Source organism: Paenibacillus sp. L3-i20, from assembly GCF_022180385.2.
Lineage (GTDB): Bacteria > Bacillota > Bacilli > Paenibacillales > Paenibacillaceae > Pristimantibacillus.
Genome location: NZ_BQME02000002.1, coordinates 2,199,158 through 2,213,477, shown reverse-complemented (window position 1 = coordinate 2,213,477; position 14,320 = coordinate 2,199,158). Strand labels below are relative to the sequence as shown.

The 14,320-nt window shown below is 40.1% G+C and carries 15 protein-coding genes and 5 tRNA genes; 17 read left to right on the top strand and 3 right to left on the bottom strand.

From position 1 onward, the window contains the following. The first annotated feature begins 38 nt into the window (after positions 1-38). The 4 genes from MFF31_RS24075 (at position 39) to MFF31_RS24060 (ending at position 4,474) form a co-directional block, all read left to right on the top strand. Positions 39-605: a thioredoxin family protein gene (locus MFF31_RS24075; RefSeq protein ID WP_238191681.1), complete on the top strand. Its 567-nt coding sequence runs from the start codon at positions 39-41 to the stop codon at positions 603-605. Between the two features lie 3 nt (positions 606-608). Beyond that, positions 609-1,253, top strand: a complete 645-nt coding sequence (locus tag MFF31_RS24070; protein ID WP_238191680.1) for an MBL fold metallo-hydrolase — start codon at positions 609-611, stop codon at positions 1,251-1,253. An 81-nt stretch (positions 1,254-1,334) separates the two neighbouring features. Beyond that, positions 1,335-3,599, top strand: a complete 2,265-nt coding sequence (locus MFF31_RS24065; RefSeq protein WP_375541352.1) for a Tex family protein — start codon at positions 1,335-1,337, stop codon at positions 3,597-3,599. Positions 3,600-3,814: 215 nt separating this feature from the next. Then, positions 3,815-4,474, top strand: coding sequence for a nitroreductase family protein (locus MFF31_RS24060; protein ID WP_238191679.1), 660 nt, complete (start codon positions 3,815-3,817; stop codon positions 4,472-4,474). A gap of 74 nt (positions 4,475-4,548) precedes the next feature. On the opposite strand, the gene cmpA is transcribed toward MFF31_RS24060, so the two are convergent. Both cmpA and MFF31_RS24050 read right to left on the bottom strand, forming a co-directional pair. Beyond that, positions 4,549-4,692, bottom strand: a complete 144-nt coding sequence (gene cmpA / locus MFF31_RS24055; RefSeq protein WP_238192246.1) for a cortex morphogenetic protein CmpA — start codon at positions 4,690-4,692, stop codon at positions 4,549-4,551. A gap of 120 nt (positions 4,693-4,812) precedes the next feature. After that, positions 4,813-5,175 (bottom strand): hydrolase/acyltransferase, encoded by a 363-nt coding sequence (locus tag MFF31_RS24050; RefSeq protein WP_238191678.1) that lies wholly within the window; start codon positions 5,173-5,175, stop codon positions 4,813-4,815. Between the two features lie 104 nt (positions 5,176-5,279). On the opposite strand from MFF31_RS24050, the gene MFF31_RS24045 reads away from it, so the two are divergent. The 7 genes from MFF31_RS24045 (at position 5,280) to MFF31_RS24015 (ending at position 7,264) form a co-directional block, all read left to right on the top strand. After that, positions 5,280-5,759: a SprT family protein gene (locus MFF31_RS24045; RefSeq protein WP_238191677.1), complete on the top strand. Its 480-nt coding sequence runs from the start codon at positions 5,280-5,282 to the stop codon at positions 5,757-5,759. Positions 5,760-5,787: 28 nt separating this feature from the next. Further along, positions 5,788-5,863, top strand: a tRNA-Asn gene (locus MFF31_RS24040). Positions 5,864-5,869: 6 nt separating this feature from the next. After that, positions 5,870-5,960 (top strand) — tRNA-Ser (locus MFF31_RS24035). Positions 5,961-6,150: 190 nt separating this feature from the next. After that, a tRNA-Glu gene (locus MFF31_RS24030) sits at positions 6,151-6,225 on the top strand. Between the two features lie 47 nt (positions 6,226-6,272). Beyond that, positions 6,273-6,348, top strand: a tRNA-Lys gene (locus MFF31_RS24025). A gap of 53 nt (positions 6,349-6,401) precedes the next feature. Continuing rightward, positions 6,402-6,486, top strand: a tRNA-Leu gene (locus MFF31_RS24020). A 376-nt stretch (positions 6,487-6,862) separates the two neighbouring features. Continuing rightward, entirely contained in the window at positions 6,863-7,264 is a 402-nt protein-coding gene (locus tag MFF31_RS24015) for a hypothetical protein (RefSeq protein WP_238191676.1), read from the top strand. Between the two features lie 83 nt (positions 7,265-7,347). Here the strand turns inward: MFF31_RS24015 and MFF31_RS24010 are convergent, their stop codons facing one another. Further along, complete coding sequence (locus MFF31_RS24010; RefSeq protein WP_238191675.1) at positions 7,348-8,418, bottom strand: acyltransferase; 1,071 nt, start codon at positions 8,416-8,418, stop codon at positions 7,348-7,350. 258 nt (positions 8,419-8,676) lie between these two features. Between MFF31_RS24010 and MFF31_RS24005 the strand changes: the two genes are divergently transcribed. The 6 genes from MFF31_RS24005 to MFF31_RS23980 all read left to right on the top strand — a co-directional run bounded on the left by MFF31_RS24005 (position 8,677) and on the right by MFF31_RS23980 (position 14,312). Next, positions 8,677-9,774 carry an endospore germination permease gene (locus MFF31_RS24005; protein WP_238191673.1) on the top strand — a complete coding sequence of 366 codons (1,098 nt, stop codon included), beginning with the start codon at positions 8,677-8,679 and terminating at the stop codon, positions 9,772-9,774. Then, positions 9,771-11,249 carry a spore germination protein gene (locus MFF31_RS24000; protein ID WP_238191671.1) on the top strand — a complete coding sequence of 493 codons (1,479 nt, stop codon included), beginning with the start codon at positions 9,771-9,773 and terminating at the stop codon, positions 11,247-11,249. The genes MFF31_RS24005 and MFF31_RS24000 overlap by 4 nt, the downstream gene beginning before the upstream one ends. Beyond that, positions 11,246-12,391 (top strand): Ger(x)C family spore germination protein, encoded by a 1,146-nt coding sequence (locus MFF31_RS23995; RefSeq protein ID WP_238191669.1) that lies wholly within the window; start codon positions 11,246-11,248, stop codon positions 12,389-12,391. The genes MFF31_RS24000 and MFF31_RS23995 overlap by 4 nt, the downstream gene beginning before the upstream one ends. A 107-nt stretch (positions 12,392-12,498) precedes the next feature. Further along, positions 12,499-12,675, top strand: coding sequence for a helix-turn-helix domain-containing protein (locus tag MFF31_RS23990; protein ID WP_248565562.1), 177 nt, complete (start codon positions 12,499-12,501; stop codon positions 12,673-12,675). A 274-nt stretch (positions 12,676-12,949) separates the two neighbouring features. After that, positions 12,950-13,378 carry an NfeD family protein gene (locus tag MFF31_RS23985; RefSeq protein ID WP_238191667.1) on the top strand — a complete coding sequence of 143 codons (429 nt, stop codon included), beginning with the start codon at positions 12,950-12,952 and terminating at the stop codon, positions 13,376-13,378. 4 nt (positions 13,379-13,382) lie between these two features. Beyond that, entirely contained in the window at positions 13,383-14,312 is a 930-nt protein-coding gene (locus MFF31_RS23980; RefSeq protein WP_238191664.1) for an SPFH domain-containing protein, read from the top strand. The last annotated feature ends 8 nt before the right edge of the window (positions 14,313-14,320 follow it).

The window sequence follows — 14,320 nt, the reverse complement described above, 5'->3', positions numbered from 1 at the left end:
ACGGACTAAAATTAAACTTACTGAAAAGAGGGATACATATGAGCAAGAACGTAGCAGACAAACTCGGAAAAGGTATTAGCCCAGCACAATTTGTTGATGGCATGAACAAAAATAAAGAGCAATTTGTAGAGTGGATGGAAAAATTCAGTTGGCCGTCAGAAGACGACCGTGAATATTTTGAATCGCTTAACAATCGTGACGATCTTCGTTGCCTTATTCTAATGGCGGAGTGGTGCGGCGATGTAGCTCGCAATGTACCAGTAGTATTCAAAGCATTAGAAGATAGCGGTATACCAACGGAAGTTCTCATTATTGAAGAACATATGGAAACGATGGATCAATACTTAACTATGGGTGGTCGAGCAATTCCAATTGTCATTTTTGCTGATACGGGTGGAGCTGTTCTCGGACAATGGGGACCAAGATCGAAATTCGTTCAGGAGCCAATGATTGCATTTAAAACAGCGAACCCAGATCGCGAAGCTTCTGACTATCAAGATAATTTGGCAGTTACACGTCAAGAAATTTTGCGTCGTTATGGAGATGGAACGGGTTATCATGCCGACATCGTGAAAGAATTGCGTATTTTATTGGAGTCGTTCTAACTTATGACAGTTGCACATTTTAAAGTTGAGACGTTTAATCTCGGACCAATTCAAACGAATGCTTATCTCCTTACTGTGAACGATGGGAACAAAGAGCAGGGAATCATTATCGATCCTGGAATGAATCCAAAGCGATTGCTTGAGCGAAGTGCTGACACGAAGATTGAAGCAATTTTACTTACTCATGCTCACTTTGATCATATGGGTGGAGTTGATGAGGTGCGTAAGGCAGCAGGATGTCCTGTATATATTCATGATTTGGAAGCGGACTGGCTGACGGACCCTCGTAAAAATGGTTCGATGCGCTGGCAAGATGTGACACCGCCGTTATCTACCGAGCCTGCTGAGTTCGCTCTGGCAGATGGTCAATCGTTAGACATGATAGGTCACACTTTCCGTGTTTTGCATACACCGGGACACTCGCCAGGAAGTGTAAGCTTCCTATGTGGAAACCATCTCTTCTCGGGGGATGTTCTATTTAAGTTGTCTGTAGGCAGAACGGATCTTCCCGGAGGAAAAGAAAGAGATTTGTATGACTCCATCAAAACGAAGCTTTATAAGCTGGATTCCGATGTCATCGTGTATTCAGGTCATGGTGGTCGCACAACAATTGGGTTCGAAAAGGCTAATAATCCATATACAGCATAACTTAGGGAGCATTCTAGTCTGGCAACGGACGGGAATGCTTCTATAGCGTCAATACATAAATTAAAGGACGGTGTATCGCATTTGGCTGAAACGACAAAAGGGGCTGCATTTACAGCTTTGGAAGAAACAACAGCAAAGGTGAAGCTGACAGATGAGCAGAAGGAAGCGGAGAGTAAACGAATTATTGCTGCAATCGCGGCGGTACTCTCTGTCCCAATCTCAAAAGTGAAATCTGCAGTTGCACTTCTCGATGAAGGGAATACGATTCCGTTTATTGCCCGTTATCGGAAAGAGATGACTGGTGAGCTCGACGAAAATGAGCTTAGATCGATCGAAGAGAAACTACAATATATGCGTAATCTAGAAGAGCGAAAACGCGAGGTTGCCCGGCTTATTGACGAGCAAGGTAAGCTGACAGACGAATTGCGCGCAGGTATCGAGCAAGCAGTCAAGCTTCAAGAGATAGAGGATTTATATCGTCCTTATAGGCAGAAGCGTAAGACGCGGGCAAGTGTGGCCAAAGAACGAGGTCTTGAGCCATTGGCGGAGTGGCTTTGGTCCCAGCCGAGACAAGGAGAGCCGCTAACGGAAGCACTTCGTTATGTGAGCGAGGAGAAGGGTGTAACTGCGGCGCAGGATGCACTTCAAGGGGCAATGGATATTATCGCAGAAAATATTGCGGATGATGCCTCTATCCGTTCCTGGGTGCGGAAGTTTACTTTCGAGCAAACCTTGCTTCGTACCGAAGCGAAAAACAAAGCCGAGGAATCCGTTTATGAAATGTACTACAGTTATCAAGAGCCGATTCGCAAGCTGCCGCCACATCGTATATTGGCAATTAATCGCGGTGAGCGTGAAGAAGTACTGCGTATCTCTTTTGATACGCCAGCAGATAGAATTTATGAGCATATACGCAGGAAGTTGCTGCGAAACGGTACCGCACAGGCAGTACGTGAAGTATTAGAAGCCGTAATTGAAGATTCTTATAAGCGACTCATATCACCCTCAATTGAGCGCGAGGTACGTGGAGAAATGACGGAAAAGGCTGAGGAACATGCGATTACCATATTCTCTGAGAACCTTAGAAATCTATTGTTGCAACCTCCTGTTCGTGGCAATATCGTGCTTGGAGTTGATCCTGCATTCCGGACAGGTTGTAAGCTTGCAGTCATTGATGACACAGGTAAGCTGCTAGAGGTAGCCGTATCATATCCGACTCCTCCTAATAACAAGGTAATTGAAGCAGAAAAATTAATTAACGGTTTAATTGATAAGTATAAAGTTGAATTAATTGTTATTGGTAATGGTACAGCTTCAAGGGAAACGGAGCAGTTTATTGCTAATTTACTTAGCAAACGAAATGAAGCGGGACTGACGAAGGCTAGCGCTGAGATTAAATATATTATCGTGAATGAAGCGGGTGCCAGTGTGTATTCGGCATCTAAGCTAGCTCAAGAAGAGTTCCCGAATTTGGATGTGGCTGAGAGAAGTGCTGTTTCCATCGCCAGAAGACTTCAGGACCCACTTGCAGAATTGGTGAAAATTGAACCGAAAGCGATCGGAGTAGGGCAGTATCAGCATGATGTAAGTCAAAAACGTCTTGATGAAACGTTAGGCGGCGTTGTTGAGTCAGCGGTTAACCATGTTGGGGTAGATGTAAATACTGCTTCGGCTTCTCTACTTTCATACGTAGCAGGGGTTAACGCCACGTTAGCCAAAAATATTGTAAAGTTTCGTGAAGAGAATGGTCGGTTCGTCAAACGTACAGGGCTTCAGAAGGTGCCTCGTCTCGGTGCAAAGTCATATGAGCAGTGTATAGGGTTTCTACGTATCCCAGAAGCAACTAATCCGCTTGATCGTACGCCTATTCACCCTGAATCCTACGAAGTTGTAGACACTCTTTTTAAGGAGCTGGGGCTTGAGCTCAAAGCGATTGGCAGCGATGATGTAAAGACGAAGCTATCTGAAATAGATGTTCAGAGCTTAGCTGTCATGCTAGCGGTAGGTGTTCCGACGCTTAGAGACATTATTGATAGCCTGCTTAAGCCTGGTCGTGATCCACGGGAAGAGCTGCCACCGCCAATTTTCCATACCGATGTGCTTCATATCGAAGATCTGACAGCTGGAATGGAGCTGAAAGGTACAGTTCGAAATGTAATTGATTTTGGAGCGTTTATCGATATCGGTATCAAAAATGATGGTCTCGTCCATATTTCCCAGCTGAGCGATAAATTCGTGAAACATCCGATGGATGTTGTATCAGTTGGAGATAATGTAACGGTATGGGTGTTAAGTGTTGATTTGAAAAAGGGTCGCGTAGGTCTTACGATGAAACAACCAAATTAATAATAGGCTCGTCCATCATTTTTGTGGACGAGCCTATTTAGTATCATCACACCTTGTTGAAAACTGGAGTAATTAGTAGAAAAATAGCAAGAATTAAAAGTTAATGAAAAAAGGTAAGTTAATTGACAAAAGTTTGTCAAATGATTATACTCATACTATTCGTATTATTGAAGGACTATAAGTAATGATGTGAAAGTTTTAGGAGGAATAATGATATGACAATTTCAAGCTCACAAGCTCAAACTGAGAAAAATGAATTATTTTTTAACGTTCTTGAGGAACGCCGTTCTGTCCGTAAATATGATAACACCGCAGTAATTTCTGATGAAGAAATCCGTGAATTAATTGCTATAGCTACAAAAGCACCATCATCATCAAATTTGCAACCATGGCGTTTTATTGTTGTGACAGACGCTGAATTGAAAGCTAAGTTGTTGCCTATCGCTTATAATCAAGAGCAGGTTGCAGATTGTTCTGCTGTAATTATTGTTTTGGCTGACCTTGAGATGTACAAAAAGGTGGATGAAATATACAGCTCAGCTGCGACAGCGGGTTATGTGACAGAAGAGTTAAAGGATAGAATGATTGCTAACACTACGAAGCAGTATATGGCACTTCCGGCTGAACGTTTGAAGGAAATAGCAGTATTCGATACTGGTCTAGTTTCCATGCAATTAATGCTTGCTGCTCGTGCAAAAGGGTATGACACCGTACCGATGGGCGGTTATAATCGTGCTCAAGTAGTTGAATTGTTTAATATCAATGAACGTTATCTTCCAACGCTAATGTTGCCAATTGGTAAAGCTGCGACTCCAGCGCATCCTACAACTCGACTAGCTGTAGATCAGATAGCTTTCTTTAATGAAATGAAATAGGTTGAAAATCATAAACCCGGCTTCTCTTTTAGTAGGAGGAGAACCGGGTTTTTGTTTTAATTATGAAGGAATAGTTATTGAAAGACAGTTTCGTTGCATTGTTCCTTTGAACCCTGTTTCGTGCGATAGAAATACCAGCAATCATTAAGTAACTTGATCTGCTTTCGGTCTTTCTGTTGATATGCGCGCATCAGTTGATTGCAAAGCCACTGTGGCATACGCATGTTCCTCCTCCCGGGGCATAACCTATTGATCTTCTACCATATGGAGGAGGGCTGATGTCCGTGCAGGTCCAATCAAATGTACCAATGGACGTTAATTATAGAAATTAATCAATATTAGCTCTGCTGTTCTTCTTCATATTCTTCATACCATTGCTCTAGTTGAGCTTGAAGGGCACGAATTTCTGTAAGGAGTGAAATGAGCGGGTAGGATTTCTCTTGTACAGTTGCAAAATCTTTCTCTAGACCATTAATGTATTCGAGACCTGCAATTATTGCAATGGAAGTATCATGTAGTTCTACATTGTCACATTCTGCAATCGCATAAGGCAAGGCAGGTACATTATTCGCTGTTAATTTATCAAGTTCTTTATGTAAGCGCAGATTTAATGCGCTTAGCTGGTAAGCGTGAGTAGCTGGCATTTCGACAAAGGCGATAGAATGTTGATCTTTCAATAATACATAACGCATGGTAGCCATGAACGTAAAGCTCTCCCTTCGATCTGTTGCTGCAATTGTTATTTCCTACTTGACAGTGTAGCGCATGCAAGCGTTAAAATTCAAGTAGTTGGGAGGGACAAGCTATGGATAATACTGCTTTGCAACAATGGGTAGAGAAGGTGTCTATGGAATCCTTCGGAAGACCTTTTCTACATAAGGCTACATTTAATTCGAGGCTGAAGGCAACGGGTGGGCGTTATTTTACAGTAACTCATCATATCGAGATTAGTCCTCATCAATTAGACATATTTGGACATGAGGAAACTGAAAAAATTATAAAGCATGAACTTTGTCATTATCATCTCCATATAATGAAACGAGGCTACCGTCATAGAGATATGGACTTCAAAAAATTGCTTGCATATGTAGGGGGTTCTAGATACTGCAATTCATTACCGGAGAGGGCGGGGAAGAAAGGAAATGCGTTTCGATATAAATTAGTTTGCAGTCATTGCGGCATGGAGTATCTTCGAAAAAGGAAGCTAGATCCTTCGCGTTACGCATGTGGAAAGTGTCGAGGGAAATTAAAATTATTTATGCTTGACAATATAGTGGAGTCATGATAAATTATTAAAAGTCACTAATTGCTATTCCCTGATAGCTCAGTTGGTAGAGCACTCGACTGTTAATCGAGTTGTCACAGGTTCGAGTCCTGTTCGGGGAGCCAGAAGATGGAGAGATACCCAAGTGGCTCAAGGGGACCCTCTGCTAAGGGGTTAGACTGCGTAAGTGGTGCGAGGGTTCGAATCCCTCTCTCTCCGCCACATTTTTTCTTAGGACTCATTGCAACAGGAGGCCGAGCATCGGTCTTTTTTATTGCTCAAAAACCTTAATGATTGATCGAATTTTGATCCGGATTGTAGGTTGAAAAAACTTTTAAAAAAAGACTTGCTTTCCATGGTACAAGCTGATATAATCATTCTTGTCGCCAAAAAGCGAATCGATAATTAGTATGGCCCGTTGGTCAAGTGGTTAAGACACCTCCCTTTCACGGAGGTAACAGGGGTTCGAGTCCCCTACGGGTCACCATTTACACTCTTTAGGAATGGCTCATATGAGTTCAGTTCCAATTATGAGAGCCATTAGCTCAGTTGGTAGAGCACCTGACTTTTAATCAGGGTGTCGAAGGTTCGAGTCCTTCATGGCTCACCAGTTTTATCTTCCCTCGAAGTTGGCTGGTAACGAAAAGCTACAACTTCAATTGTGCGGTAGTGGTGGAACGGCAGACACGCTATCTTGAGGGGGTAGTGTCCAATGGACGTGCAGGTTCAAATCCTGTCTACCGCACCATAATATAAAACTTCCAAAACCCTTGATACATAAGGGTTTTTTCTTTGTTTAAAAATAAAACCCATCGTATGGAATTGAGCTCACACCATGCAATGACCCCATGTTTGACCACATACTATTGCTATCCACAGATTTTTACGTATTTCTATCCTTTTTTCATCGCATAATCATAATTTTGGATGGCTTCTTTTTGTATAATCGGGTTAGAGATAAAGGCGCCAGAGAGACTGTATAAACTATTGCGTAGCAAAGGCTTTTTCTATTTGGAAGCATTACTAACAGTTTTCAATATTTCATGGTATAATGTGGTAATATATTAGAGGAGGTAAGGACTATTAAAAAAATCATATTTTTAGTTTCTTTGATGAGTCTCTTTTTGTTCGTATCTGTAGTAAATGCGGCAAAGCCTGTTCAAGAAATGACGGACATCGAAATATTAGATGAATTAATCGTACAACAGAATTTATATGATGAACAAGTGACCAAAGCGAACGAAATATTAGCGCACTTAACAAGTGGTCTATTTACAATTCCTCAAATTAAAGAGTTTCAGATAACATTGGAAGAAGTGCGAACGTTATACAAACAAGCTGCAGCAACAATACTGGAACTGCAAATTGAGCAGTATGAAAGAGCGCCAGACCTGGAAGAAGAAATAAATGTAGATCAAGAAGTAGATGAAGAGGTAAATCAAGAAGTAGATCAAGAAGTAGATCAAGAAGTAGATCAAGAAGTAGATCAAGAAGTAGAGGTAGAAGAAGTAGAGCAGGTTAGTTAGCAATTAAAAATATAAGCCCTATCTCGATATAATGCGTACAGCATGCATCTATCGAAGATAGGGCTTATTTCATGTTTAATTAGTTATCTTCCCCATAATAACCAAGAGAATTTAATTCTTTTTGTACAAACCACGATAAGCCAAGGAATGACGATAATTAGAAGCAATGTTGCTATATTGTAAATGTGATAATAGGAATGCTGCGGAATGAGGTTCACAGCCATTCGCCATTCAGATAGTACTAAAGGATGTACGAGATAAATACCGAACGAAGCTGTGCCTAAAGCTAAAATCCAACGAGTGAGGAATGTGGAACGTTCGCAAACAATTTTGCCAATCCAGATTAAGCTGATTCCTACTAGAACAGCGTAGAGAGTGTATAGAATAACATATACAGGTCCCGGATAACTTGCTCCACCTTCTTGGGAAGAGAGCAGTATTAGAATATATACGAATCCAACAAATACAGCTAATCCGAATACCCACCATAACTGGTTCGACTTTTTTGAAAATGATTGGTAGGACATGCCGATCGCTGCACCTACGCAAAATACGATAAAGTAATTTGGCATCATTGATGCAGCATGGGAAAAAGGCTTGATCCAGTGGTGAATATAATAGAACAGACCTTGTACAAGCAGACCAAGCGCAATCATGTGGTAAGCTTTAAATTTAAATTTGTTCACGATTGTCATTAAAATGGGGAAAAACAGATAAAGCTGGATGACAATGACCATGAAGTAAAGATGATAACTTGATTTACCCCAAATCAAAAGATTTGCAAATGTGTTCAAATCGAATTGAAATGACTGATGTTGGAGCCACTGATAGTACACATAATAGATAGCTGACCAGATTAAATATGGAATCAGAATGTATTTGATTCGTTTTTTATAAAACGATAACGCTTGTTTAGGCGTCCAATCGTCCTTATAACGATAAAACAATACAAGTCCATTAATAAATATAAAGACAGGTACAGCAAACATGCTAAGTGAGTTGATTAATAAATAAAATGGTGCAGTAACGCTTCCCCAGGGTACGTTTACCCGCGAATCCGCTGTTGCATGAATAATGAGTACAGCCAGTATTGCGATTGCTTTTACAACATTTAACTCAACGATATTTGCTTTTAATTGTGTCTGTTTCTCCATGCGTGACCCCTTCAATTGATCTGATATTACCACTTTTCTCTTATAAGCGACCGACTAATTACAATGGATGAATGTAGACGGCAATACATTATAACACACAAGCTGAGACTGTAATATGAGTAAACTAATACTTATATTTGCAAAAAAATCGTATGCAGAAATTCATACAATTGAACTTTATAACAGAATAGAAAATTGTGGTTGTGGCAAAATAATGCAACGCTTATCTGCGATTTAATTATCTGGATGTGATCAGGAGTGAAAATTACTAACAATAAAATTAATTTTGTTCAAGTATTTATGATGTTTTCCTTAATGAATGGTCTTATGAGTCATGTCATAGTAAATCCGATGGTTTTGGCCGCATCGGGAAGGGATTCATGGATAACTTCTTTAGTAGCTGGCGGTATGTTTCTTATATGGATATTGCTCCTTGTCTGGCTTATGAAGCGGACTGGTCAACAAGAATTGAAAAAGTGGTTTTCTCGAAGAGTTACGCCAGTCGGCGCCTTTTTTTTACTTGCTCCAATTAGTATTGGAATATATTTGATCGGTGGAATGACAGTTATTCATACTGCGACATGGCACATAACTAATTATTTGCCCAATTCACCAAAGCTATTACTTGTATCGTTTTTAATCATATTTTGTACAGTAATTTCACTATGGGGAATTCGAGTTATTGCAATTATATCCGGCGTCCTTTTACCGTTTGTCGTTGCATTAGGTATTTTTGTTAGCTCATTTAATTCCCCCATGAAAGATTATTCTCTTCTTAGGCCTGTTTTGGAGCATGGATGGGGCCCCGTTATAGATGGAATGGTATATGCGGGAGCTGGTTTCGTAGAATTGCTGGTATTGCTTTTGATCCAACATCATATGGAGACTAAGATTCGAGCATGGCAGCTCATTTCGTATGGATTATTTTCAATTATTATTTCAATAGGTCCTATTATCGGCGCAATAACTGAATTTGGTCCTGTAGAAGCTGCACATCAGATGGCATCTCCTTATGAGCAATGGAGACTTGTACAAATAGGACAGTTTATTGAGCACTTGGATTTTTTATCAATATTCCAGTGGTTATCTGGTGCCTGCATTCGAATCAGTTTATCTGTATTTGTATTTGTGGAATTGCTGCCGCTGAAACAAGCGCGAAGTCGCCATTGGGCGATCTTTATCGTTATGGCTAGTTATTTGCTTTTATCATTAATTCCTGTGAATGAATATGCCTTCTATTTATGGATGGAGAAATATTACATGCCAATATCATTGATTGTTTTTTTATCGCTCTCACTTGTTTGGATCATTGTTGCTCTTATTTTTGGGTCAACTAAAAAGGAGGAGAAAGCATGAACGACCCATTAGTAGAAAAAACAGTTATCTGGAATGAGGAGAGCTTGAAATCTCAATTTGCTGGTTCCTCAGATGTGAAGATTCAAGCATGTGAATTTGGTGAGGAAGGCATCATAAGCCTATTAATGGTGTATGCCGAGGGGTTGACGAATAGCGCGGATATTGGAAAGTATATTTTTCCTGAACTTAAGCAACTTTACACGGAACAAGGCTCTTTTCATAATCCGCTGAGTAAGTTGTCTAACGCATTGTCTATTTCAGCACTGACTGATGTATCTGAAGAATCACTGTCTCAAGCATTGTTTTCAGGGGATCTTTTACTTTTTTTTACTGAAGAGAATATAGTGCTCAGCGTTAATATTGGGGATAAACCGACGAGACAGCCTTTCGAATCTAGTACAGAAATTTCGATAAAAGGGCCAAGGGATGGGTTTGTTGAAGATATTACCGTAAATATTGCTTTGATCCGTAAACGTCTTAGATCGTCTTCTCTCCATGTTGAGAACGTTACACTTGGTAGGAGGAGCCAAACACGTGTAGCGCTACTTTATTTCTATGACATTATTAATCCAAATGTGTTAAAGGAAATACAAGGTCGCATTCAAAAAATAGATGTTGATGGAATATTTAGCATCAATCAATTAGAGGAACTGCTGTCCGATACAAAGTTTAGATTATTGCCCGTAATGGATTTCACAGGGAGACCGGATTTTGCAATGAATAGCTTGTTATCAGGCAGATTGGTTATCATTATAGACGGACTTCCAATGGTACTTATTGCACCAGCAGGGCTGTCATTAATTTTGAAATCACCTGAAGATGTGCACTTTAACTTCGCCTACGTGTCCTTCTCACGAATAATTAGAGGAATTAGTTTATTTCTCTCTATATTCCTGCCTGCAATTTGGGTTGCATTAATGTCTTTCCATCAGGATCAAATACCAATGCGTTTAATGGCGACGATTTCATTAACAAGATTAGGACTCCCGTTGTCTTCACATATGGAGATGTTTCTGCTACTTATGTTACTGGAAATTTTTCGTGAGGCGGGGGTTAGACTTCCGAATGCAATTGGTCAAACATTAACTTCTATCGGAGGACTAATTATTGGTGATGCTGCTATACGAGCTGGTTTAGTATCTCCTTCAGTCGTTGTGGTAGGTGCAATTACTGCGGTGTCGGGCGTAACTCTTGTGAATCAGACGCTTAGTACCCAAATAAGTATTATGCGATTGTTTTTTTTCCTCCTGTCTGCGTTTCTTGGAATGTATGGCGTTATTTTGGGGATGGTACTTCTGGTCGCTTATATGGGCAGTCTGCGTTCATTCGGCATTAGTTATTTGGCGCCGTTCTCTCCGCTTAATCTTAAAGAGGCGGTATTTTCGTTTCTGAGAGTGCCATGGGGTATGCTTACAAAGAGACCTGGAGTACTTAATACCGTTGATAGCGATAAGCAAAAGGAGGACAAGGGATGACTGTATACAGAATGATCTGTATTCTGTTGATAAGTCTCTTTGTTGTAAGTGGCTGTACAACTAAACCAGAAATCCAAAATGTTGCCTATGCAACAGCAATTGGGGTCGATTATAAGAATGGAAAATGGATTGTGTATGCGCAAGTTCTTAATTTCTCTAATATCGCACATTATGAGCAGCAGCAAATTGGAAAATCAGTTCCTGTGTGGGTAGGAAAGGGAGAAGGGAATACAATAGCTCATGCATTATCCAATGTAAATCGTACTTCACAATTGTCACTTTTTTGGGGTCATGTAAAAGTTATTGTAATGACAGAGGAAGTGTTAAAAAAAGGGGTTACCGATGTATACAGTGCTATTAATCGTGATAGGGAAGTCCGTTACAATATTTTGATCTATGGTACAAAAAGAAACCTGGATGATATTCTCATACAGAAATCACTCATGAATTTGTCACCATTAGATACGATGATGTTTTCATCTGCTCAGACAAGTTCAACCCTTTCAATCCTTCAGCAAGTAACCAGTAATCGGCTTATTGCAAATTTGAATGAACCAGGAGAACCGGCTATCATTCCTTCAATCGATAGTGATAATAAGGATTGGAAGGAGGATAAAAAATCAAAAGAAATGTTTAACATCTCAGGGGGCTACTTCTTTCGCGACAATAAAATGATTAGTTGGATGTCTGAGAAGGAACTAAGTGGTGTAAGATGGGGGGATCGACACCTTGATCGAACAACGCTTGAATTTCCAAGTAATAAGTCTCCGGTGGGTGTCATTATGTTTAATAATCCTCACATGAAGATTATTCCAAAAATAGAACATGGGAAAGTTAAATTTGATCTGCATGTTTATGCCAATGGTCATATCGTTGAAATACTTCAAAACATTACTCTTAAAGAAATTAAGAAAGAAGTAGCTATTGCCATTCAAAAAGAAATTATTGAAACGTACAGAAAAGCAATAAAGCTTCAATGTGATCCATTTCGACTAGGTCAGGCGCTCTATCGTTCGAACCCTAATGAGTTTAAAAAGCTAACTGAACGTGATGAGTATTTCTTGAGCGAGGATTCACTTGGGGAAATACAAGTACACGTTCGCGTTAAGAATATGGGGAAATATAAAGGGGAAGCCCCCTGATTATAGAAATATGTTTCACCGCATATGTTACTTCTAGCTGGTTGTTAATATGGAAGCCGCCTCCTTTATTTGTGAAGGAGGTTTTTTTATTTGGTTAACTAGAGTAATTGTTGAATGTTTCCGAAATAATCAATTATTACGTAGAAGAGGGACTTATTCAGCCTGAAAGTACACTACAGAATGGTCGTGAATATCGAGATTATTCTGAAAGGGATGTTGCAAATTTACTGACGATCGCAGATCTTAGGCGACTGTTTTTTACAATAGATGAAATTAAAACGTAGTTGCGAATAAGTTGACAGCTATCTAGGGAACGTTGCCACTGCCGCAAAAAGATATTGACGCTGATTTCCGATTAGTATTTTATAGTGTTGCTCAGAGAGAAGGACTAATCGCTGTTATATTTCTTTTCCAGTGATTTATGGAGCAATTGCAAGCATTATGCTATTTAAAAGCGAAGCTGTTAAGGAATTTCTATATGCACAAAAAAACGGTTGAGGTTGTTAGGTCTTACTCTCATCTGCGACGAATACAGTATTCTGAAGGGTGGGTGATTCGATGGAACTTTGGTTAATTTGGCTTATTGTAGCAGGACTATTGATCGTTGTAGAAATGCTGACGCTAACCTTCTATTTGTTATGGCTCGGTATTGGTGCGTTGGCAGCAGCAGTTGTTGATGTAATAGCTCCGGGTGCCCTCTTACTCGAGGTTGTTATTGGCTGCACAGTAGCTCTGCTTCTTACAGTGTTTACTAAGCCGCTTACTCGTCGAATCCAACATTCACGAGGATTTAAAGATTCCGTTGATGAGCTTGTTGGTATGAGTGGAACTGTTTTGGAGGCAGTAGGAACCGATAAACCTGGAATTGTGAAGGTTGGTAACGAAACTTGGAGTGCATTATCAGATGAAACAATTGAGAAGGGTGAATCCATCATTGTTGTTGGCCGAGGAAGCGCTATACTGCATGTGAATAGACGAGGAGGGTAATGATATGGGATTAACAATAACAATTATAATTATCTTAATTGCGGTAGTATTTGTTTCATTATCAGTAAAAATCATTCCGCAACAAAGAATTGGTGTTGTTGAAAGATTAGGTAGGTTTAGTCGACTTTTGACACCAGGTATCAATATTCTTATACCGATTATCGACCATGTCAGAACATATCATGATCTTCGTATTCAACAAGCTAATGTTCCTCCTCAGACTGTAATTACGAAGGATAATGTACAAGTGAAGATCGATACGATTATATTTTATCAGGTAACAGGACCTGAGCAAGCTACATATGGAATATCCGATTATGTATATGGTGTGCGAAATATTAGTACAGCGACGATGAGGCAAATTATCGGCAAGATGGAGCTTGATGAAACGTTGTCTGGTCGTGAAAAAATATCGACTGATATCCGAGTAGCACTAGATGAAGCCACTGAAAAATGGGGCGTTAGAATTGAGCGAGTTGAAGTTATTGATATTCAGCCTCCAGCCGATATTCAGGATGCTATGGACAAGCAAATGAAAGCAGAACGAAGCAAACGTGCACTAGTCCTTGAAGCTGAGGCTGCGAAACAAGATATGATTTTACGGGCAGAAGGCGATAAGCAGAGTAAGATTTTGAAAGCTGAAGGAGAAAAGGAAGCACGTATTCGTCAGGCCGAAGGTCAACGTCAAGCACAAGAATTAGAAGCGCTTGGTGAGGCTAAGGCTATTCAGTCAATAGCAGAGGCGGAGAAGCTTAGAATTGAACTGATTAAATCAGCAGGTCTCGATGAAAATGTGTTAACATACCGTTCGTTAGAAGCTTTATCGGATATTGCAAACGGACCAGCGAACAAAGTATTTATACCGACGAGGGCTGTAGAAACGCTCGGAAGTATCGGTGCTATTAGTGAAATGTTGAAGGAAAACAAGAAGTAATAGACTTT

Coding starts and splice junctions, on each gene's coding strand:
- MFF31_RS23980 (WP_238191664.1), top strand. CDS start 13,383: ATGGGATTAACAATAACAATTATAATTATCTTAATTGCGGTAGTATTT.
- MFF31_RS24050 (WP_238191678.1), bottom strand. CDS start 5,175: ATGGCTACCATGCGTTATGTATTATTGAAAGATCAACATTCTATCGCC.
- MFF31_RS24075 (WP_238191681.1), top strand. CDS start 39: ATGAGCAAGAACGTAGCAGACAAACTCGGAAAAGGTATTAGCCCAGCA.
- cmpA (WP_238192246.1), bottom strand. CDS start 4,692: ATGCCACAGTGGCTTTGCAATCAACTGATGCGCGCATATCAACAGAAA.
- MFF31_RS24010 (WP_238191675.1), bottom strand. CDS start 8,418: ATGGAGAAACAGACACAATTAAAAGCAAATATCGTTGAGTTAAATGTT.
- MFF31_RS24060 (WP_238191679.1), top strand. CDS start 3,815: ATGACAATTTCAAGCTCACAAGCTCAAACTGAGAAAAATGAATTATTT.
- MFF31_RS24070 (WP_238191680.1), top strand. CDS start 609: ATGACAGTTGCACATTTTAAAGTTGAGACGTTTAATCTCGGACCAATT.
- MFF31_RS24045 (WP_238191677.1), top strand. CDS start 5,280: ATGGATAATACTGCTTTGCAACAATGGGTAGAGAAGGTGTCTATGGAA.
- MFF31_RS23985 (WP_238191667.1), top strand. CDS start 12,950: ATGGAACTTTGGTTAATTTGGCTTATTGTAGCAGGACTATTGATCGTT.
- MFF31_RS24000 (WP_238191671.1), top strand. CDS start 9,771: ATGAACGACCCATTAGTAGAAAAAACAGTTATCTGGAATGAGGAGAGC.
- MFF31_RS23995 (WP_238191669.1), top strand. CDS start 11,246: ATGACTGTATACAGAATGATCTGTATTCTGTTGATAAGTCTCTTTGTT.